The sequence below is a fragment of the Undibacterium sp. FW305-107 genome (assembly GCF_058788535.1).
Genome location: NZ_JBYTAV010000004.1, coordinates 392,430 through 413,121, shown reverse-complemented (window position 1 = coordinate 413,121; position 20,692 = coordinate 392,430). Strand labels below are relative to the sequence as shown.

At 52.4% G+C, this 20,692-nt stretch carries 15 protein-coding genes and 1 pseudogene; 12 read left to right on the top strand and 4 right to left on the bottom strand.

Annotated features, from left to right (window positions below; genetic code table 11):
• Positions 1 to 67 precede the first annotated feature (67 nt).
• The 5 genes from AC3WQT_RS11390 (at position 68) to AC3WQT_RS11370 (ending at position 10,359) form a co-directional block, all read left to right on the top strand.
• Entirely contained in the window at positions 68 to 619 is a 552-nt protein-coding gene (locus tag AC3WQT_RS11390; protein WP_492703976.1) for a hypothetical protein, read from the top strand.
• A 35-nt stretch (positions 620 to 654) separates the two neighbouring features.
• Positions 655 to 1,368, top strand: coding sequence for a hypothetical protein (locus tag AC3WQT_RS11385; protein ID WP_492703975.1), 714 nt, complete (start codon positions 655 to 657; stop codon positions 1,366 to 1,368).
• Between the two features lie 350 nt (positions 1,369 to 1,718).
• The gene (locus tag AC3WQT_RS11380) at positions 1,719 to 6,479 is read left to right on the top strand and encodes an NAD-glutamate dehydrogenase (protein WP_492703974.1); all 4,761 of its coding nucleotides are present in this window, start codon (positions 1,719 to 1,721) and stop codon (positions 6,477 to 6,479) included.
• Positions 6,480 to 6,554: 75 nt separating this feature from the next.
• Complete coding sequence (locus tag AC3WQT_RS11375; protein WP_492703973.1) at positions 6,555 to 8,174, top strand: M28 family peptidase; 1,620 nt, start codon at positions 6,555 to 6,557, stop codon at positions 8,172 to 8,174.
• A gap of 106 nt (positions 8,175 to 8,280) precedes the next feature.
• Positions 8,281 to 10,359, top strand: a complete 2,079-nt coding sequence (locus AC3WQT_RS11370) for a M13 family metallopeptidase (protein ID WP_492703972.1) — start codon at positions 8,281 to 8,283, stop codon at positions 10,357 to 10,359.
• Positions 10,360 to 10,547: 188 nt separating this feature from the next.
• Here the strand turns inward: AC3WQT_RS11370 and AC3WQT_RS11365 are convergent, their stop codons facing one another.
• Together AC3WQT_RS11365 and AC3WQT_RS11360 are read right to left on the bottom strand one after the other, a co-directional pair.
• Positions 10,548 to 11,342, bottom strand: coding sequence for a LytR/AlgR family response regulator transcription factor (locus AC3WQT_RS11365; protein WP_492703971.1), 795 nt, complete (start codon positions 11,340 to 11,342; stop codon positions 10,548 to 10,550).
• Positions 11,339 to 12,517 carry a sensor histidine kinase gene (locus AC3WQT_RS11360; RefSeq protein WP_492703970.1) on the bottom strand — a complete coding sequence of 393 codons (1,179 nt, stop codon included), beginning with the start codon at positions 12,515 to 12,517 and terminating at the stop codon, positions 11,339 to 11,341. The genes AC3WQT_RS11365 and AC3WQT_RS11360 overlap by 4 nt, the downstream gene beginning before the upstream one ends.
• A 159-nt stretch (positions 12,518 to 12,676) precedes the next feature.
• Here AC3WQT_RS11360 and AC3WQT_RS11355 point away from each other — a divergent pair, with 159 nt between their 5' ends.
• The 3 genes from AC3WQT_RS11355 to AC3WQT_RS11345 all read left to right on the top strand — a co-directional run bounded on the left by AC3WQT_RS11355 (position 12,677) and on the right by AC3WQT_RS11345 (position 15,817).
• Positions 12,677 to 13,156 carry a (2Fe-2S)-binding protein gene (locus tag AC3WQT_RS11355; RefSeq protein WP_492704156.1) on the top strand — a complete coding sequence of 160 codons (480 nt, stop codon included), beginning with the start codon at positions 12,677 to 12,679 and terminating at the stop codon, positions 13,154 to 13,156.
• Positions 13,153 to 15,345: a xanthine dehydrogenase family protein molybdopterin-binding subunit gene (locus tag AC3WQT_RS11350; RefSeq protein WP_492703969.1), complete on the top strand. Its 2,193-nt coding sequence runs from the start codon at positions 13,153 to 13,155 to the stop codon at positions 15,343 to 15,345. Before AC3WQT_RS11355 ends, AC3WQT_RS11350 begins: the two co-directional genes overlap by 4 nt.
• A gap of 79 nt (positions 15,346 to 15,424) precedes the next feature.
• Positions 15,425 to 15,817, top strand: a complete 393-nt coding sequence (locus AC3WQT_RS11345) for an MAPEG family protein (RefSeq protein WP_492703968.1) — start codon at positions 15,425 to 15,427, stop codon at positions 15,815 to 15,817.
• Here the strand turns inward: AC3WQT_RS11345 and AC3WQT_RS11340 are convergent.
• Positions 15,814 to 17,319 carry a tetratricopeptide repeat protein gene (locus AC3WQT_RS11340; RefSeq protein WP_492703967.1) on the bottom strand — a complete coding sequence of 502 codons (1,506 nt, stop codon included), beginning with the start codon at positions 17,317 to 17,319 and terminating at the stop codon, positions 15,814 to 15,816. The genes AC3WQT_RS11345 and AC3WQT_RS11340 overlap by 4 nt on opposite strands.
• A 55-nt stretch (positions 17,320 to 17,374) precedes the next feature.
• Between AC3WQT_RS11340 and AC3WQT_RS11335 the strand changes: the two genes are divergently transcribed.
• Positions 17,375 to 17,641 (top strand): hypothetical protein, encoded by a 267-nt coding sequence (locus AC3WQT_RS11335; protein ID WP_492703966.1) that lies wholly within the window; start codon positions 17,375 to 17,377, stop codon positions 17,639 to 17,641.
• Between the two features lie 23 nt (positions 17,642 to 17,664).
• On the opposite strand, the gene AC3WQT_RS11330 is transcribed toward AC3WQT_RS11335, so the two are convergent.
• Positions 17,665 to 18,213: a GNAT family N-acetyltransferase gene (locus AC3WQT_RS11330; RefSeq protein ID WP_492703965.1), complete on the bottom strand. Its 549-nt coding sequence runs from the start codon at positions 18,211 to 18,213 to the stop codon at positions 17,665 to 17,667.
• A 162-nt stretch (positions 18,214 to 18,375) separates the two neighbouring features.
• On the opposite strand from AC3WQT_RS11330, the pseudogene AC3WQT_RS11325 reads away from it, so the two are divergent.
• The 3 genes and pseudogenes from AC3WQT_RS11325 to AC3WQT_RS11315 all read left to right on the top strand — a co-directional run.
• Positions 18,376 to 18,846 (top strand): annotated as a pseudogene (locus tag AC3WQT_RS11325) (low molecular weight protein-tyrosine-phosphatase); the annotation flags it as partial.
• 281 nt (positions 18,847 to 19,127) lie between these two features.
• The gene (locus AC3WQT_RS11320; RefSeq protein WP_492703964.1) at positions 19,128 to 20,078 is read left to right on the top strand and encodes a M23 family metallopeptidase; all 951 of its coding nucleotides are present in this window, start codon (positions 19,128 to 19,130) and stop codon (positions 20,076 to 20,078) included.
• Between the two features lie 194 nt (positions 20,079 to 20,272).
• The gene (locus tag AC3WQT_RS11315) at positions 20,273 to 20,689 is read left to right on the top strand and encodes a DUF2170 family protein (RefSeq protein WP_492703963.1); all 417 of its coding nucleotides are present in this window, start codon (positions 20,273 to 20,275) and stop codon (positions 20,687 to 20,689) included.
• The last annotated feature ends 3 nt before the right edge of the window (positions 20,690 to 20,692 follow it).

The window sequence follows — 20,692 nt, the reverse complement described above, 5'->3', positions numbered from 1 at the left end:
TGTTTGTGCCTGATAATCCCTAACAGGAATACAATGCGCAAACAGCTTTTTTTGATTGAGGCAGCAAATGAGTGAAGTGAGTCTGAACGGTGCGGAAGATATTCCCGATAACCTGGCAGAGATGTTGCCAATTGGCATGATTGCCGGTGGCGGGATTGCTGCCGTTGCAATGGCAGCAGTGGCAAACCGCAAATACCTGGCTGCTCAGCCAGTGGAACTGCAAAATAGTGACTGGCAAGCCTTCCATTACGAGCGTATTTCCGCCACGGAATTTGAAATTACTGGCGGTGTCGCTGATGTCAGTCCTGGCGCACGAAAATTTCATGGCGCGCACGATACCGTCATCATCACCGAAGCAGAAGTCCTTGCTGAAATGCATAAAATGCTGCCGCAGGCAGCAACTGTCACTTCAACGACAGCCTCCACAACACTGGCCCAAGCCATCAACACGCAACAAGCTACCAATACAGCGAATGTACTGAAAGTGATTTTTACTTTGCCGGATGATGAACCTGGGCGTCAAAGAATTCTGCGAGCATTTCAGCTACAAGCCGATTTCTTTGGCGCAAAAGTACAGGCTTGCTCATTACATGATGTCAGCTTGTTGAAGCTGGATTAAGCACGTTGACACTGCGCACTTTTTTGAAATGGCTGATGACATTCAGCCTTTGCCTCTTGCTATACGCGATATGGAGGCGTGACGTATTGCCACCTCCGGCCGAATTGAACAATGTGCTATTGAATGAACCAGTACAAAACAAGATAGAGCAAACCGCATTCGAAGTCAGCAGAGGCGGTGTCGATTACAAGGTGCAACCCTTGTATGACTATGATCTGGTTGGCCTGGTCGTCAGCAGGCATGACACCAGTACCGGTTGGGATTATTTGCACCGTGAATGGAATGACCATCTGAATGTCATGGATATATGCGTCATCTGGGGTAATAATGCGCGCAACGGTTCCTATAGCGACATCAGTTTTTCCAGCGGCCAGTTCACCTGCAATTTCCAGGCTTCGACGGGTGAAGCATTTGCTGCTTTTGACCAGACGGCTATTTCGAACAACCATTTGCTGACCGACCAGCCCGGCCTCGCAAAGATCATGCAAAAGGTCGAGATCGGCGACCAGATTCATCTGCGTGGCCGCCTCTCTGAATATTCACATAACCATGGTTTCGCTTTCAAGCGCGGCACCAGCATCGTCCGCACCGATACTGGCAACGGCGCTTGCGAAACCATCTTTGTCGATAGTTTCGAGATACTCACAAGCAGTGGTCAGACGTGGCGCAAGCTGGTGTGGCTTGCGGCCATCATGCTGATCGCCAGTATCGTGGGCTGGTTTATGCAACCTATCCGTTTCAATCATTAGACTCATGAGAGACGACCTGCTCTTGTCCTCATGCTGCACTGCACATGGTCATGATTACCCACAATTTTGTATTTTCCTATTTTGTCAGGCTTGAGAAAAAGCAAAAAAGCTGCATTTAGCCTGGGCTCGATGTTCTCGCATTTTGTCGGCATTTTTGTGTAAGTAAGCAACACTTGCTCAGAACTGCCTGCACTCAATACCAGTTGTGTGGTCTGGCGATCAATTTTCCGTACGCTCGTAAGGGAAATGCCGTTTGTTTCCATCCGCATAATGGAGGATACTTGCACAATATGGTGCACAGGTAGCCTTGCATCTTTATCTCTCGTTATCTTCCAATAGAAGGAGAACGTATGACCTCTTCCCACTTCGCTGAGCTGATTGCTTATGCGCAAGCGCACACTGGCCCGGCATCTGAACGCCAGGGTTCTTTTATTACCACCTATTTTGAAAACACTGACCCGGATGAAATCATCAGCCGTGGCCCAGCTACCCTGTTCGCCCAGGCCAATGCCCACTGGCGTTTGCTGGATGCACCGCGTACCGCCCAGACACCCAAGATAAGGGTTTTCAACCCCACTCTGGCAGAAGATGGTTTTGTCAGCGACCATACGGTCGTGCAGATTGTGAATGACAATATGCCTTTCCTGGTGGATTCGGTGACGATGGCAATCAACCGCAGTGGTCGTACTGCACACTGGATAGTGCACCCACTGATGAGTGTGGCGCGTGATGCGAATGGCAGTGTGACTGCAGTCAGCACAGTGGCAGCGGCGAAGGCGGCGGGCCGTAGCGACCCAGTAGAATCCCTGATCCTGGTTGAATGTGACCGCATCGTTGACCAGGCGGCACAGCAGGCGTTGGTGGAAGATCTGAAAAGTGTCTTGTCCGATGTACGTGGTGCCGTGGTTGACTGGCAACCCATGCTGGCCCGTGTACGCGAAGTACGTGCAGCTTGTGAGAAATCTACCCAATCCCCAGAAAAACGTGATGAAGCCCTTGCCTTTCTGGCCTGGCTGGAAGACCGGCATTTCACCTTCCTCGGTGTACGCGACTATGATTTGAAGCGCGATGGCGACAATGTCAGCCTGGTAGCGATAGCCGATTCTGGTCTGGGCATCTTGCGTGGCCCTGTCAAGACCCCGGAAACCCGTTTGCCGCCAGAAGTAGTGGCCCTGATGGATTCCACAGAAATGGTGATGGTCACCAAGGCCATGACACGTGCCACTGTGCACAGGCCAGCCTGGCTGGACTATATCGCCGTCAAGCGTTTTGATGATGCCGGTAATGTCATCGGTGAATCGCGCTTCCTGGGTTTGTACACATCCACGGCGTATTCTGAACCGGTGGGCAATATCCCGCTGGTACGTCAGCGCGTGACGAATGTCATGAATACCTCCGGTGTCGTGCCTGAGAGCCATGCAGCCAAATCCCTGCAAGCCATCCTTGATGATTATCCGCGTGATGAACTGTTCCAGATTGATGGCAACACCCTGGCAGATCATGCAATAGGTATCCTGCGCCTGCAAGAACGTCAGCGCACCCGCTTGTTCTTGCGCCGTGACCCCTTTGGTCGTTTCACTTCGGCCCAGGTGTTTGTGCCGCGTGACCGCTATAACACTGAGTTGCGCGTCAAGATAGGTAATGAGTTGATGATGGCACTGAATGGTCAGTCCATAGAATTCACGCCCATGCTGACCGACAGCCCATTGGCGCGCATCCATTACCTGGTCAGGGCCAAGGATGTCGCACCTCAAAATGTCAATCTGGCCATGCTGGAAGCGCGCATTGCCAAACTCGCGCAACGCTGGGAAGATGACTGCACGGCAGAGTTGCTGCGCTCGCATGGTGAAGGCAATGGCCTGAGCCTGGCAAACCGCTTTGCCCATGCTTTCCCGACAGCTTACCGTGAAGATTTTTCTGCTCTGGTTGGTGCAGAAGATGCAGACATGCTGGCCAGTCTGAACGCCGGTGCACCGATGATGGTCAAGCTCTACCGGCCACTCGATGCAGGCCCCGGCAATTTGCGCTTCAAGATTTATAACACTGCCAAGGTGGCCTTGTCTGATTCGCTGCCGGTGCTGGAGCACATGGGGGCCAGGGTACTGGATGAACATCCTTACGCGATTGTCAGCGGCGCCGAGACTTTGTGGATACATGACCTTGGCTTGCAATTACCTGCCAATACAGACTTATCATCAGTCAAACTGCGTTTTGAAAACCTGTTTTCACAAGCCTGGGGTGGTGAGGTTGAAAGCGATGACCTGAACCGCCTGGTCTTGAATACCACGCTGGATGCACGATCTATTGCTGTCTTGCGTGCCTGCTCGCGTTACTTCAAGCAACTGGGTTTTGCCTATAGCCAGAACTATATCGAAGCAGCACTCAACAAGAATGCGCCTATCACCCAACTGATTGCCGAGTTGTTTGGTGCCCGCTTCAAGCCTGACTATGTCGGTGACCGCGAACAGGCACAAAAGCATATACGCGAACAGCTTGAAGCCCAGATGAGCAATGTCGCCAGCCTGGATGAAGACCGCATCTTGCGCCAGTTCATCGCGACTATTGTTGCAACCCTGCGTACCAATCTGTGGCAAACCACCGCCAGCGGTGCATTCAAGCCTTACATGAGCTTCAAGCTCAACCCGCGTGAAGTACCCGGCGTGCCGGAACCCAAACCCCTGTTTGAAATCTGGGTCTACTCTCCACGGGTTGAAGGCGTGCATTTGCGCGGGGGCAAAGTGGCCCGTGGTGGCCTGCGCTGGTCGGACAGGCGTGAAGACTTCCGTACCGAAATCCTTGGTCTGGTAAAAGCCCAGCAAGTCAAGAATACCGTCATCGTACCTGTTGGTTCCAAAGGTGGTTTTGTCCTCAAGAATGCGCCACCAGCAAGCGACCGCGAAGCCTATCAGGCTGAAGGCGTGGCTTGCTACAAAATCTTCCTGTCCGGCCTGCTGGATGTGACTGACAATATCGTCAAAGGCACTGTCGTACCACCACAAAAAGTCATACGTCATGATGCCGATGACCCTTACCTGGTGGTTGCGGCTGACAAGGGTACGGCAACCTTCTCGGATATCGCCAACGGTGTATCGGCTGATTATGGCTTTTGGCTCGGTGATGCGTTTGCCTCCGGCGGCTCGGTCGGTTACGACCACAAGAAAATGGGTATCACTGCCCGCGGTGCATGGGAATCGGTCAAGCGCCATTTCCGCTCACAGGGTGTGAATACGCAGGACACGGCATTTACCGTGGCCGGTATTGGTGACATGTCCGGCGACGTATTCGGTAATGGCATGCTGTTGTCCGGGCATATCAAACTGGTGGCGGCATTTGATCATCGTCACATCTTTATTGATCCTTCACCTGATGTGGCGATCTCATTTGCCGAGCGCCAGCGTCTGTTCAACCTGCCGCGTTCGAGTTGGGATGATTACGACAAGAGCTTGATTTCTGCTGGTGGCGGCGTGTTCCCACGCACTGCAAAATCCATCAGTCTGAGTCCGGAAGCCTGTGCCGTATTGGGCATAGAAACTGCCGAACTGGCACCAGTGGAATTGCTGCGTGCCATTTTGCAAGCTCCTGTAGATTTGCTGTACAACGGCGGCATAGGCACCTATGTCAAGGCCAAGTATGAAACCCATGCCCAGGTCGGTGACAAGGCTGGTGATGCCTTCCGGGTCAATGGCAATGACTTGCGCTGCAAGGTCCTGGCCGAAGGCGGTAACCTGGGTTGTACCCAGAATGGCCGTATAGAATTCGCGCAAAAAGGTGGTCGTATCTATACCGATGCGATAGACAATTCTGCCGGTGTCGATTGCTCTGACCATGAAGTGAATATCAAGATTCTGTTGGGCAGCATCGTCGAAGCGGGTGACCTGACACTGAAGCAACGTAATGACTTGCTGGCGTCGATGACAGATGAAGTCGGCCACCTGGTCCTGACCGATAATTATTATCAAAGCCAGGCACTGGATATTGCTGCCCATCGCCCACTGTATGTGCTTGATGGTCAGCAAAGGCTGATGCAGTCGCTGGAAAAACAGGGCCGTCTGAACCGTGCCATAGAATACCTGCCCAGTGATGATGAAATCTTCCATCGCAAGGCATTGAAGCAAGGCCTGACTGCACCAGAAGGTGCGGTCGTGCTTGCCTATGCCAAGATGTCAGTGTTTGATGAACTGGTTGCCAGCAATTTGCCGGACGATCCTTTCTTCAGCCGCGCGCTCAAGGCTTACTTCCCGCAAGTCTTGTCAGAGCGTTTTGCTGAAGCGATTTCCAATCACCCGTTGAAACGCGAAATCATTGCCACCTTCATCACCAATACGGTGGTCAATCGTGCCGGCGCCACCTTCGTCAACTTCATTGCTTCTGAAGCAGGGGCGACCGCGGCAGACGTGATACGCGCCTTTACGCTGGCCCGTGAGATATTTGATCTGGAAGCGCTGTGGGACCAGATCGATGCGCTTGATTATGTCGTCGATTCAAAACTGCAGCTCGATCTCTTGTCCAAACTGATCGCGATCGCCCAAAGGGCTTCACGCTGGATGTTGCGCATACGTTCACAAAGCACTGATCTGCCTACGCTGATACAACGTTATCAACCGGCAGCACGTGAACTGCGCTGGCAGCTAGATGACTGGCTGCCAGCCAATGCCCACGCCAACTGGCAAAAAGAAGCCGAGGCGCTGACGCAAGCCGGGGTAGAAGCCACGCTGGCACAAAACCTGACGGCGCTGGAATACATCTTCCCGGCACTCGACCTGGTTGACCTGGCACAAAGCACCAGCAGCACGCTGGAACTGGCAGCGCGTGCTTACTTCGGTATTGATGATGAACTGGGCCTGACCGGTTGGCGCAATCAGATCAACCGCCTGCCGACAGACACCTTGTGGCAGACCCAGGCACGCGGCAGCGCACGCGATGATGTGTATTCCATCGCCAGTCAGATCACCCGTGGCCTGTTGTCACGCCAGGAAGATGTCAGCAACTGGCATGCGCAGCATGCACCGGCCATAGACAGACTGACTGCCTTGCTGACCACCATCAGCGCACAGGGGCCGGACCTGGCACCTGTATCGGTGGCCCTGCGCGAATTGCGTCACCTGGCTTGAAATATTGACTGACGAAGCCGGCCTGTTTTTTTGACAGGCCGGTTTTTTTATTGCCTTGTTTTGAATAAAAATGATATGAAAAAAAATTCTGCACACTATTTATCTACTGCGCTACTGGGCTTTGCCCTGACAATTCCAGCGTATAGTTTTGCACAGACAAACCCTGCAAAAGTTGATGAAGCTGCTTTGCGCGCCCATTTGGCACTCTTGTCTTCCGATTTGTTTGAAGGCCGTGGTACGGGGCAGCACGGTGGTGACCTGACAGTGGCCTATCTGGAAACCCAGGCTGCTGTAGCTGGTCTGTTACCTGCCAATGGCAAGAGCTACAGGCAGGCAGTCAGCATCAACGGTATCAAGTCTTTGCCACTGGAAAGCTCTGTCAATATACGTCTTGCCAGGTCGCTTAACCTGACTTTTGGTGAAGACTGGATCTGGAGTGCGGGTGATGCCGTGAGCTCACATCAGTTTGATCATGAATTGCTGTTCGTCGGTTATGGCATCAACGCGCCGGAAGAACAATGGGATGACTTCAAGGGTGTTGATTGCAAAGGCAAGATCCTCGTCGTCATGGTGAATGATCCGCAACCCACCGCAGAACAGCCAGACCGCTTTGGTGGCAAAGCCCTGACTTATTATGGCCGCCGCAGTTACAAGACGGAAGAAGCCCTGCGCCGTGGCGCGGCTGGGGTTTTGTTGATACACACCGATGCGTCTGCAAACATAGGCTGGGATGTCTTGAAAAATGGTGGCACGGGTGAGCAATTCCAGTTGGCGAATAAAGATGCCAAGGGCCTGGCGATACAAGGCTGGATCACTGATGGCGCAGCAAACACCCTGTTTGCGGCATCAGGCCTGGATTTGAATGCGCTGCGCCAGGCTGCTGAAGGCAAGGATTTCAAACCAGTCGTCATCAAGGCCAGGCTCAAGGGTGAAGCAAAATCGCAAATACGGCAGCTGGAACAATTCAATATTGCCGGTATCGTACCCGGTACAGATCCGCAGCTTAAGAATGAACTGGTGATCTACAGCGCACACTGGGATCACCTGGGCAAGCAAGAAGGTACAGGCGACCAGATTTACAATGGTGCAGTCGATAATGGCTCTGGCACAGCAGCCTTGCTGGCGATGGCAAAAGCCGCAGTCGCGCAACCGGCCAAGCGCAGCCAGATGTTCTTGTGGGTGGCAGCAGAAGAGCAGGGTTTGCTCGGTAGCGCCTGGTATGCTGCGCATCCCTTATGGGCCCTGAATAAAACGGCTGCTGCGCTGAATCTGGATACGCTCAATTTTGTGGGCCGTACCAAAGACATCAGTGCCTTTGGTGCCGACCGTAGTGACCTTATCGTGGCTGCCAGCAAAGTCGCGCAAGGCATGAACATGACAGTCGCCCCGCCACGCGTGGACGTGGCGGGTGGTTATTTCCGCAGCGACCATTTTAGTTTTGCCAAGGCGGGCGTACCGGCTTTTTCGATAGGCAGTGGCCGCGACTATATTAATGACCCGCAAGCCTCGCAAGAAAAAGCGCGCGGCTATGGCAAACGTTATCACCAGGTGAGCGATGAATATGATGCCAACTGGGATTTATCTGGCATGACTGAGCAGGCACAGTTCACTCTGAATCTTGGTCGGGAAATTGCTAATGCAGCAAAAATGCCTGCCTGGAAAGAAAATGATGCTTTTGCGAAAGTAAGGAAATAAATAAAAATAGAAGAAGATAGTGGAACTTGTCACGGAAAATGATTTCCAAGTCTATGCTGCCTATCGATAGACAAAATCTCTGCAAGATTTCACAAGAAAGAAAATAATGAACCAGACAATATTTAAATTAAAGCCCATCGCCAGCGTTTGCCTGCAGGTCATGTTGGCTATGCCTTTGATGCATGGCATGGTACGTGCCGCCGATGCACCTGTTACCAAAACCGCAGCGCCGATAAAAAAAGAAAACGGCATGGATATTTCAGTCACACCAGGTGACGACTTTAACCGCTATGCCAACGGTGGCTGGGAAAAAACCGCTGTCATTCCCGACGACAAAGTCGCAGTCGGTATTTTTGATGTACTGGTAGAAGAGTCTGATGCCAAGGTCTTGAAAATCATAGAGCAGGCGACCAGAGCAGAAGCAGGCAGTGCGGTGCGCAAGATAGGTGATTTCTACACCTCTTACTTGAATACCGATGTCATCAACCAGCGTGGTCTGGCACCTTTGCAAGGCGAGATGCAAAGCATAGCTGACCTCAAAGACAAGACTGCGCTGGCGACTTACCTGGGCAAGCATTTGCGTGCCGACGTTGACCCTATCAATGCCACCAATGTATTTACTGAAAACCTGTTTGGCCTGTGGGTATCGCAAGGCTTCCATGACCATACGAAGTACATGCCCTACCTCTTGCAAGGTGGCCTGGGTTTGCCTGACCGCGAATATTATTTGTCAGCCAGTCCCAGAATGGCAGAGATCAGGAAAAACTACCTGGCCCATATAGCCGCGACATTCAAGCTGGCAAATGTGCCTGATGCTGAGCAAGCTGCCAGGCGCGTCTTTGATCTGGAAATACAGATCGCCAAGGGCCATGCCAACCGTGAAGCCACCTCTGATGTCTTGAAGGCCGATAATACCTGGACCCTGGCTGACTTCAATAAAAAAGCTGCTGGCCTGGATTGGGCAGCGTACTTCAAGGCAGCAGGTCTGGATGGGCAAAACAAATTCATTATCTGGCATCCCACTGCATTGAAGGCATCATCGGCACTGGTAGCGAAAACGCCACTGACAAGCTGGCAAGATTATTTGCGCTTCCATGCCATCAACCAGCGCTCAACAGTATTACCGCAGGCCTTCTTTGACCAGCGCTTCAAGTTTTACAGCGCACTCAGCGGCGCCAAAGCACCGCAGCCACGCTGGAAATATGCAGTGGCAGCAACCAATAATGCAGTCGGTGAAGAAGTCGGTAAGTTGTATGTGGCCGAGAATTTTTCACCAGAATCCAAAACGCGTATTAATGGAATGGTCAGCAATATCCTGGCCGCCTTTGGCGAACGCGTGCAGGCCTTGAAGTGGATGACGCCTGCTACCAAGCAAGAAGCACTGGCCAAAATCAAGTCGACTTATGTCGGTGTTGGTTACCCGGATAAATGGCGCGATTATTCTGGTCTGGTGGTCGATGCAAATGATGCCTATGGCAACCGTGAACGTTCGCAGGAGTTTGAATATAGTCGCGCCCTTGCAAAATTTGGCCAGCCTGTCGATGTCACAGAATGGTGCATGAATGCGCAACTGGTGAATGCCGTCAACATGCCGCTGCAAAACGCCATCAACTTCCCGGCTGCGTATTTGCAATCGCCGAACTTTGACCTGGCCGCCAGTGACGCCACCAATTACGGTGCTCTCGGTGCCACCATAGGCCATGAAATCAGCCACAGCTTTGATAATTCCGGTGCCATGTTTGACGCAAAAGGTGAGTTGCGCAACTGGTGGAGCAAGGCTGACCTGGCGCATTTCAAGACTTCTTCCAAAGCCCTGATTGCCCAGTTCAATCAATATAAGGCCTTCCCTGACCTGTCCGTGAATGGTGCGCAGACCCTGGGTGAAAACATTGCCGATCTGGCCGGCTTGATGGCTGCCTACGATGCCTATCGTACCTCGATGAAGCAAAAAGGCCAGGCCATTAGCAAAGAAGATGAACAGGAATTCTTTTTGGCTTACGCCCGTAGCTGGCGCGGCAAGATGCGTGATGAAACCCTGCGTACAGCCATCATTACCAATGAACACGCGCCAGGACAATACCGCGTCCTGACCGTGCGTAATCTGGATGCCTGGTACGATGCCTTTGCCGTGCAGCCTGGTCAAAAACTTTATCTGGCACCGAAGGACAGGGTCAAGGTCTGGTAAAAAACCTGCTTACGATCTTAAGCGCGAGCGCATCGGAGTTAATGCGGGGCTCTTGCGTTGCTCAAAATGTTCATGTAATAGAGTACATTCCGCTTTTTGCGCTGCGTTTATGTTGCACTGAGTGTTACCCCGTCCCCACTGACGCACGCTCGCTACAGATCGTAAACGGGTTTTAAGGAAAGAAGATGTCAGACCGGTCGCAAGCCATCATGCATGCGCCGCCTGACTTCAGCAACATAGCGCTCGCTGACGGGGACTTTGTCCTGGTTGGCGAGCACCAGTTGATACACACCATCACCGAGAACTTCAAGCTGGCTGAGCTGGTCACAGCGCACGATAGCGCTGCGATGTACGCGCATGAAGCTTGCAGGATCGAGATGTTTTTCCAGCTGGCTCAGAGCAACCCTGTGCAATACCTGTCTCTGTCCCAGATGCAATTGCATGTAATTTCCAGCCGCTTCTATCCATAAAACATCGGCCAGTTGTATGCATTCTATGCGGCCTACCGATCGTACGCTGATTTGTTGCCAATAAGCTGGCTGGTCTTTTTTTGCCTCATCTTCCGCCTTGACATACTGACTCATCGCTTGCGCATAGCTGGCTTGCTGACGCTGTTTGAGCATGGCGGTAGCGCGTTCCAGCGATAAGGCCAGGCGCTGATCATCAAAAGGCTTGAGCAGGTAATCCAGCGCATGCAGGTCAAAGGCTTCTATCGCATGGGCATTGAAGGCCGTAACAAAAATTACCAACGGTGGCGCAACTTGCGTACCCAGTTCACGTGCCAGTGTCAGCCCGGTTTCGCGTGGCATTTGTATATCGAGGAAAATAACATCAACCACATAGGTGTCCATTGCTTCCCGTGCTGTGGCCACGCTGGCACATTCAGCGACTATGCTCCAGTCCGGATGATCTTTCAAGGCATAGCGCAAGTTCGCCCGCCCCGGTTCCTCATCATCGACGATCAGTGCGCGGATAGTGTTCATGTTGTGGCGCTCTCAGGCATATGTAGCGGCATGCGGATTTTCACTTCATAGCGATACTGACCACCATCTTGCGTACGTCCGCTTTGCATGCTGGCGCGTCCTGCGTAAATCAATTCCAGCCTGGCGCGGGTTTGCGGCAAGCCCAGTCCCAGCCCGGGGTTGGCAGCAATGCCATCGGTGACGGTATTGCTGACGCTGATACTGAGTTCTTCACCATCCAGTTTGAACTGCATGCGTATGTCGCTGCTGCCCTCGTGGCAATCCAGATCATGGCGCAAGGCATTTTCCAGCAAGGGTTGCAGCAACAGAGGCGGGCAGTCACCTGCCAGTACGTTCGTGGTATCACCAGCGATACTGATTTGCAGGCGCGCGCCATAACGCAGCCTTTGCAATTCCAGATAATCACGTATGAAAGTCATCTCGTCTTCCAGCCTCACCCAGTCCTTGTTGCTGGCCGTCAGCGCATAGCGCAGCAAATCACTGAGGCGGTTCAGGCCAGTCAGGGCGATGCGTTTGTCGTCTGCCCTAACCAGGGCGCTGATGGCGTTAAGGCAGTTGAAGATAAAATGAGGTTCCAGTTGTCCGCGCAAGGCATCCAGCCTTTGCTGCTCCAGGTCCAGTCTGAGATGCAAAACATCGTTCATCGATTGTTGCAGGGCTTGCTCACGCACACGCGCCTGTCGCCAGGTGCAGATCGCCAGCACGGCAATGAAGGTGCCGGTGGACCAGGCATATTCGAGGAAGATAGTAAAGTTCCGCATATTGAAGGCCGTGGTCAGGATGTCTTGCAAACCAAAGCCGGGTTTGTCCTTGAGCAGGTCAAGGATAGCGATATACATCACTTCCAGTGGCAGAAAGCCCAGCAGCATGATCACATACGCCAGTGCTATGCCCTTCGCCTTGCTGAGGAATCGCTCGTACCGCATGAAAATCAGGTAGAGGCAGGTGCTGAAGACCATCATCAGCAAATGGCTGCTGACCCAGAACCACAGTATCTCGCTAAAGCTGCGCTGGGTAGTTCCGTACTTGATCAGGTCACCATAATTGCCGAGAGCACCAATGGCACACAGACTGGTCCACACCAGGATATTGCTCAGCAAGAGTTTGAAGACGGTGATCGCTGTGAGCTGTGGCATCTGGTTCAGGGCGGCAGTATCTGGGCGGGCATTTTCCATGGCAGCAGTATAGCAGTCTGCATAGCCATATTTGCCTGCGCAGAAAGGGAGTAGCGACAGCGTTTCGGGGTTTCGTCACAAGCTCTGCCATGACAGTGTATCGCTGCCAGATAATCAATTTCTGCTGTTGAATTGCAAACGCAAAGGGAACACATGGATGTGAAACTCAAAGTAAATGGGCAAGTACGTACATGCCAGGCAGATGGTGACACGCCGCTGCTGTGGATACTGCGCGAAGACCTGGGCCTGACTGGCACCAAGTTTGGTTGCGGTGCCGGGCAATGCGGTGCCTGTACCGTGCATCTGGATGGACAGGCTTTGCGCAGTTGCGTCATGCCGGTAGAAAGCCTGAACGGGCGCAGCATCACGACGATAGAAGGTTTGTCGCCCGACCGCAGCCATGTCCTGCAACAAGCATGGATAGAGCATCAGGTGCCGCAATGCGGTTATTGCCAGTCAGGCATGCTGATGGCCGCTGCTGCCTTGCTGAACACTACACCACATCCCAGCGACAAGCAAATCGATGCGGCAATGACCAATCTGTGTCGTTGCGGTACTTATCCGCGTGTCAGGGCCGCGATACACACGGCTGCTGCAAAACTCAAACCATTGGCAGGCAAGAAAGGGATAAAAGTATGACTCCCCTGGCTTCGCCTGCACGCAGGAATTTTCTTAAGTCTTCTCTGATGGCCGGTGCATGGGTACTGGGCAGCAGCGCAATACCCATGCTTGATAGTCTGGCGGCGGATGAAAAAAGCAAGGCAGGGTCGCCCTTTAATTCGCCCTTTGATTTCTGGCTCAGCATGGATGGCACAGGTGTGGTGACTGCCTACACCACGGTCACCAATCTGGGGCAGGGCACGCATGCGGCGATTGCCCAGATCGTCGCTGAAGAGCTGGAGATGCCTATCGCCAATGTGCGCATAGAACATGCGCCAGTCATCAAGAAATTCCACAGGGAATGGCCGCCCGGTATCACCACTTTTGGCAGTGCAGGTTTTAATTCTGCGCTGGAAACGATAGCACCGGCCTGTGCTGCGGCCAGGCAGATGTTGCTGCAGGCAGCTGCCTTGCAATGGCAAGTCGAGGTGAAAGATTGCACCGCAGGCAACGCGCAAATAAATCATGCCGCTACAAGCCGCAGCCTGCCCTATACCTCCTTGATCAAGGCAGCAGCATTGCTGTCGCCACCAGAAAAACTGCTGATCAAATCACCCAAAGACTGGAAGGTGCTGGGGCAGTCAATGCCACGCCCTGACATTCCGGCAAGGGTAGACGGCAGCGCCGTGTTTGGCATTGATGTGCAAAGGCCAGGCATGCTGATGGCAGCTGTCCTGCATGCGCCGCGCTTTGGCAGCAGCTTGCAAAGTGTGGATGATGGCCCTGCGCTGGCAATAAAAGGTGTGCGTCAGGTAGTGCATCTGCCAAATGCCGTGGCGGTAGTAGCTGAGCGTTACTGGATCGCTCACAAGGCAGTGCAACTACTAAAACCAGTATGGCAGGATGGCGCGCATGCGAGCATCAACACCGCAGATATGCGCGACAGCTTGCTGAGGACAGTTGCTACTGGCGAGGGCAAGCTCTTCCCTCGTCCAAAAAAACAAAAAGAAGGTGCTGCAGAGACAGCAATGAAAGAGGCAAGCAGCATTATCGACACCAGCTTTGATGTCCCCTTCCTGGCGCATGCAGCGATGGAACCCCTGAACGCCACTGTTGAAGTGACTGCAACAGGTGCGCGAGTCTGGCTCTCCACCCAAAGCCAGACGGATACGCAAAATGGCGTCGCCAAGACCCTGGGTTTGCAGCCTGAGCAAGTACAGGTGCACACCCAGCACGTGGGTGGCGGTTTTGGCCGCAGGCTGGAACATGATTTTGCCATCGAGGCTGCCCTGATCGCCAGGGCGGCCGGTGCCACCGTAAAAACCATCTGGTCGCGTGAGAACGATATGCGGGCTGGCTATTACCGCCCCATCACCGCTGCCCGTGTGCAACTGGCGCTGGATAAAGATCATCTGCCCATGGTTTTACGGCTCGATACTGCGGGTCCCTCACTACTGGAATATACGCGGGTCACGAATAGCCCGGCCAGGGATGGTCTTGACTGGACCTATATCATGGGCTGGTTCGGTAACAGTTATAAATTCCCTTTATTCGATACACGCTGGACATGCGTTGACTTTGGCGTTCCCTGCTCTTACTGGCGCTCGGTAGGCAATTCGCAAAACTGTTTTTTTCTTGAACACACGCTGGAGCAGGCCGCACGCAAGGCGGGCATGGATAGCCTGGAATACCGTCGCCGCCTGTTGCAGCATAATCCTAAAGCCCTTGCTTTCGTCAATGCGCTGGCAGATCGTGCTGGCTGGAACACGCCCTTGCCCAAGGGCCATTACCGTGGTTTTGCCATGAATGGCAATAGCTTTCTGTTCAGTGCTCATATTGTCGAAATTGCGGTCAGCAAACCGGGGCAATTCCGTCTGGTAAAAATTACTGCTGGCATCAACCCGGGAGTCGTCGGCAACCCCAAAGCAGTTGAGGCACAGATGATGGGTGGTACCTTGTTTGGTCTGTCTGCTGCCCTGTTTGGCGAAATCAGTTTCAAAGATGGCCAGGTGGATCAGGGTAATTTTGATAGTTATCCACTGGTCACGCTGGCACAGACACCAGTACTGGACGTCATGGTCATGAGTACTGGTGACAAGCCGGAAGGCGTGGGTGAAGAAGGCCCGCCGTCGATAGGCCCGGCCATTGCCAATGCCTTGCTGGCAGCGAGTGGTAAGCCTGTTACGCGCCTCCCTTTGACACAGGCAGGATGGACGCTGGTGGCGTAAAATATTTACTGCAGCTTGTTGTGACTGCTGGTATCGTGCAATTCTCAAATCTGAATTCACACTATTCCAGGAGATAAAAATGACGATAGCAAACTGGTGCGTACTGGCGGCTTGCCTGTTGCCGATAGTGACAGTTGGTCTGGCCAAGGGTGGCTCAGCCAAAATGCCGCGTGAAGCAGGCAGGTATGACAATAACAATCCCAGGGAATGGGCCAAGGACCTGAGTGGCTGGCAGCAGCGTGCCAATGCGGCGCAGCAAAACGGTTTTGAAGCCCTGCCCTTGTTTATTGCTGCGGTTGTTCTTGCCCAGCAAGCCCAGGCCGACCAAGTGCGTATAGATCAATTGGCAGTCTTGTTCATTGCCATCCGTATCGTCTACATCATTACCTATCTGATGAATCAGGGCACTTTGCGTACCCTGGTCTGGTCTGGTGGTGTGGCTACCAGCATCGCCATCTTGCTGATGGCCTAGATTTTTATCATGACCAGGATGTGGGCGTGAACATCCTCGCCCTTGTCCTGACGTGCAATTTCCTGGCTGGCTTCAACGATCTTGAAGCCATGCAATTGTGCCAGCCGCTGCAGATAAGCATAGCTGTGTGCATAGCGCTGGGACGGGCGCAAAATGTAGTCTACGCTTTCATCCGCCACTTCGACTGAAAATCCAAGCACTGACTTCGTTTGCATGACACGACTGGCAGCAGCAAATACCTGATCCAGCTCGCCGATATATACAAACACGTCTGCTGCAATGATGAGGTCAAAATCCTGGTCTTGCAGTTGCAACCAGTCGCTTATTTCTGCGCAATGCAGTTCATCATACAGACTTGTTTTCCTGGCCTGGTTCAGCATCTTTTCTGACAAATCTATGCCCGTCAGCTTGCTGGCTTTTGCCCGCAGATAAGCTGCGCACAAGCCCGTACCGCAACCCAGATCCAGATAATTGCCGGGCTCAGCTTTGACATGCTTGCTGACTGCCTTGCTGAGCAGGGCCGGTATTTGATAATGCAAGACTTTCAGCAAATGCTCGTCAAAATGGGTAGCGTACTGGTCAAACAAATCAGCAATATAGGTGGGGGGAGACATTGCCGGCGTATCGATTACGCCCAGTGCTGCCAGCGCATAATTGATTTGCGCCAGCTCCACATCATCCTTGCAATGACTGGCTGCCACTTGATAAACCGCAATAGCAACATCGTCCTGCCCCATCTGGCGCAATGTATTGCCATATTGCAGATGCGCCTTGACATAATCCGGCTTGATTTTTATCGCCTGTGTAAAGCTCTCCACAGCGGCTGCAAACTGCTGCAATTTTTGCAGACAGATACCGCGATTGCACCAGGCCTGTATGTGCCCGGGCTGCAAGTGCAAGACATCTTCATATCCAGCGATAGCACCTTCATATAGCCGCAAACATTGCAGACTGAAGGCGCGGGCAAAATGGATGGCAGCATCTTGTGGTTTTAATTGCCGGGCTTCATCAAAATCCTGCAAGGCTTGCTGATGCTCATCCATTTCTTGCTGGGCGATACCGCGGTTTAACAGAGCCTCTGTATAGCGGGGATTGAGGCGCAGGGCTTTATCATAGTTATGCAGGGCTGCAGGCAACTTCCCCATGCTGCGCAAGGCGTTGCCACGGTTATTCCAGGCCATGGCGTAGTCAGGTTTCAATTGCAGGGCCATGTCATAACTGGCCAGTGCTTCTTGCGATAATCCGAGGTCTTGCAAGGCTGCGCCCAGATTGACATGTGCAATGGCTTGTTGTGCATCAATAGCGATTGCCTGGCGCAGGCGTGTCACTGCCAGCTCCGCATCGCCGCGTTGCTTGGCAATCACCCCCAGTAATTGCATGGCATCAAAATGCTCAGGCTGGGTTTGCAAGACTTGCAGGTAGAGTGCTTCCGCCGCGGCTAGCTTGCCCTGCTGGTGAAGTGTGATTGCCTGTTGCAATATATTGCTGATCTGTGCGCTCATGATACTGTTCAATTTCCTGTACTATCTTGACTATTCTATTAAGGATGCATGCTATATGGATGAACAGGAACTGTGGGCGCTGCTGTGGAGTCTGTTACCTACACCAGCTTACCTGATTGCTGCCTTTGCTTTTGGCTTGCTGGGCATGGCGGCGTTTTACTATGGCAGGAAAAAAAGCAACAAGCGTGTCAAATGGCTGGCCGTGGGGCTGATGTTTTATCCCTACTTCATTGGTAGTGACATACGCTTGCTGTACGGCGTAGGCATCGCTTTTTGCATTGCCATCGCCGTCAGCATTTATTATCCTCAAGAGCCAAAGTAATTGATGTAACCAACTTGGCCAACTTAGCCCAGGATTTTTTCCATCTCTTCAAACTGCAGGTTTTCAACCAGCATCTGTTCCTTGCCATTGTCCGAAGGGAAGGGCTTGAAGCGGCCTGTGCGTACGTAGCCACGGCGCTCATAGTAAGCAATCAGTTCTTTCCTGACACTGATGACGGTCATCCAGATTTTGTTTATTCCCCATAAGTCTTGCGCATGTTTTTCTGCCGTTTGCATGAAATGCTTGCCTATGCCATTTCCCTGCAAGACCGGGCGCACGACAAACATGCCCAGATAGGCCGCGCCTTCGGTCTTTTCCAGATTCACGCAACCTATGATGTCTTCATTCTGCAGGCATAGCAGGATGACAGAATTGGGATTCGCGATCAGTTCGCGCACTTCAGGCGGAAATATGCGTGAACCCTGCAATAGATCTGCTTCTGTAGTCCAGCCCTGGCGGCTGCTGTCGCCACGGTAGGCGCTATTGACCAGCGCAGCGATAGTTTCAGCATCAGCATCAACTGCAGGGCGAAAACTGATGGTTGTTGTATTGCTTGAGATGTTTTCTGTCATACGCGTTTATGTGAAAAGAGGGTTCAGGCTTGCTTTGACCTGAAATAATAACATGCGTCTTATCCACACCAGAATCTGGCTTTACTGGCGTGAAAACTGCGTGTTAGCATGGCAGGATCGATAAGATGTTTTGTCTTTATATTAATAATTTTTGTTTTCCTAATGAAAAACTCCGCTACCAGGGCAATACTGTTTGTCTGCATGGGCAATATTTGCCGTTCACCCAGTGCAGAAGGGGTATTCCGCAGCCATGCTGAAGCAGCCGGACTGGATTTGCACATAGACTCTGCCGGTACCCATGCTTATCACATAGGCGAGGCGCCTGATCCGCGCTCGCAGGAATTTGCTGCACGCCGTGGCATAGACTTGTCACAGCAAAGGGCGCGCAAGCTGATCACCAGTGACTTTGAAAAGTTCGATTTATTGCTGGCCATGGACAAAGAAAACCTGGCGAGAATGAAGTCTGCTTGCCCGGCAAAGCATCAGCACAAGTTGAAACTGATGATGGAATATGCAGGCCAGAGTGACAGCGAGATTGTGCCTGATCCCTACTATGGTGGCGCTGACGGTTTTGACCTGGTGCTGGATTATATTGAAGATGCCAGTGCTGGCCTGGTTCGCGTGATACAGCAAGAGGAAAATGTCAAAAGAGGGGGAAGCATAATGCAGGCACGAGATCTCGAATTTATCATGAACTCCATACGCGAGTATCTGCAAAGGCACCCTGACAGTGCTGATACTGCAGAAGGTATTACCACATTTTGGATAGACTGGCCAGATGAAGCTCTCCCGGTATCCATGGTGGTGCAGGCACTTGAAAGCTTGCGCGATGCCGGTTTAGTGGAGAGCATAAAGGCGGCTAGTCGCACAATGTGGCGGCGTGCCGGGCGTCAACAGTTGCCGTAACTTTATCCATGTCACATAGAATATTTTTTCACAGCATGCTCAGCCTGGGGATTTTCCTCGGCTTTACCTTGTCAGCATATGCCCGCAATGAGCTGGTGAAAATCGAGACTGTCAAAGGTGCCTATTCAAATGCCTTGCTGGCGACCAATAACAGCCGTATGCCAGTCACAGTGACCTTGCAGCTTGGTAGTTTCAGTAATCTGACGTCGAACAAAAGGTGGCCCATACAGGCACAACTGACGGGTGGCCAAAGCATGGAATTGGTGCAGATATCTGCTGCCAACACCCAATTTGGGTATACCATCGATTACAGTAGTCAGTTCGTGCAGGGCGACCCTAATGCCCGGCATGATGCGAATGTCAGTTATCAAATTCCTTTTGCTGCTGGTCAGGGTTTCCAGATTGTGCAAGCCGCCGATGGCCCGCAGTTTACCCATCAGAGCGTTGCCACCCGTTATGCCGTCGATATTGATATGCCGATGGGTACGACAGTAGTGGCGGCGCGTGCCGGTTATGTGGTGGAAGTGGTCAGCCAGTTTGCCGACAACGGCAGGACTGAGGCCGAATTCTTTGACAAGGCCAATTATGTCCGCATCCTGCATGATGACGGCACCTGGGCTGATTACTTCCATCTCAAGCAAAACTCCAGTCAGGTGCAAGCAGGTATGCGCGTGGAAGCCGGGCATGTCCTGGCTTTGTCCGGTAACAGTGGTTACTCCGCTACGCCACACCTGCATTTTCATGTACAGGTGAACCAGAACGGCACCATCATTTCCCTGCCATTCCGTTTTCGTAATTCTCACGATGGCGTATTCACGCCGCGTTATCAAAGCTGGTTGATACCTGACACTCAAACTGTGAGCGCCAGCAAAACCAAAGCCAGGAAGACCCTGCGCGAATGCCTGCCAGGCGGCAAGCCAGTGGACGATGCGGTTATACGCTGCCTGTCAGCTTCTTGAAATCTCACTGCGCTGAGTGCGGGTACAAATCTCACTGATATTGACTCATGCTTAAATGGTTGTGCAAAAAGCATAAAAATATTTTCACTTTCCTCTCTTGACATTTTATGTCGTACGCCTAAAATGCGACATAATATGTCATGTATCCTTTTTGTAATTGCTTAAAGAACTGAGGGAGTTGTATGGAAGAGCTGATGAAGCGCTTGGCAGGTATAGAAAATATACTGTCCCGGCGCATGGGGCTGGCGGATGTCAGTGCCAGCTTATTGCCTGTCACCGAGCCCGAAGGTGTGCCGGTCATGCGCATCAGCATAGAAAGCCAGGCCGAGTTGCCCGTCTTTGTCACAGTATCCCCCAGCCAGGTACTCTGCATTTGTTATCTGTGGACAGAAGAAGAAATCAAGCCAGAGCGCCGCGCAGAAATGCTGGAAGCCATGATGGATTTGAATATCTCTATCCCGCTTTCCAATTTTGGTCGCATAGGACAGCACTATGTCATTTATGGGTCGCTGGCACATGATGCATCGGTGGAAGATATCGCCATCGATGTCGCCATGGTGGCCGATAACGCGATTGAAGCTTTAGATGTATTCACTGAATATCTGAAATAAGGG

Bases quoted from the DNA above. Each gene is read 5' to 3' on its own strand.
- AC3WQT_RS11315 (WP_492703963.1), top strand. From the start codon at position 20,273: ATGAAGCGCTTGGCAGGTATAGAAAATATACTGTCCCGGCGCATGGGG.
- AC3WQT_RS11320 (WP_492703964.1), top strand. From the start codon at position 19,128: ATGTCACATAGAATATTTTTTCACAGCATGCTCAGCCTGGGGATTTTC.
- AC3WQT_RS11390 (WP_492703976.1), top strand. From the start codon at position 68: ATGAGTGAAGTGAGTCTGAACGGTGCGGAAGATATTCCCGATAACCTG.
- AC3WQT_RS11385 (WP_492703975.1), top strand. From the start codon at position 655: ATGACATTCAGCCTTTGCCTCTTGCTATACGCGATATGGAGGCGTGAC.
- AC3WQT_RS11330 (WP_492703965.1), bottom strand. From the start codon at position 18,213: ATGACAGAAAACATCTCAAGCAATACAACAACCATCAGTTTTCGCCCT.
- AC3WQT_RS11365 (WP_492703971.1), bottom strand. From the start codon at position 11,342: ATGAACACTATCCGCGCACTGATCGTCGATGATGAGGAACCGGGGCGG.
- AC3WQT_RS11345 (WP_492703968.1), top strand. From the start codon at position 15,425: ATGACGATAGCAAACTGGTGCGTACTGGCGGCTTGCCTGTTGCCGATA.
- AC3WQT_RS11340 (WP_492703967.1), bottom strand. From the start codon at position 17,319: ATGAGCGCACAGATCAGCAATATATTGCAACAGGCAATCACACTTCAC.
- AC3WQT_RS11350 (WP_492703969.1), top strand. From the start codon at position 13,153: ATGACTCCCCTGGCTTCGCCTGCACGCAGGAATTTTCTTAAGTCTTCT.
- AC3WQT_RS11375 (WP_492703973.1), top strand. From the start codon at position 6,555: ATGAAAAAAAATTCTGCACACTATTTATCTACTGCGCTACTGGGCTTT.
- AC3WQT_RS11380 (WP_492703974.1), top strand. From the start codon at position 1,719: ATGACCTCTTCCCACTTCGCTGAGCTGATTGCTTATGCGCAAGCGCAC.
- AC3WQT_RS11335 (WP_492703966.1), top strand. From the start codon at position 17,375: ATGGATGAACAGGAACTGTGGGCGCTGCTGTGGAGTCTGTTACCTACA.
- AC3WQT_RS11370 (WP_492703972.1), top strand. From the start codon at position 8,281: ATGAACCAGACAATATTTAAATTAAAGCCCATCGCCAGCGTTTGCCTG.
- AC3WQT_RS11360 (WP_492703970.1), bottom strand. From the start codon at position 12,517: ATGGAAAATGCCCGCCCAGATACTGCCGCCCTGAACCAGATGCCACAG.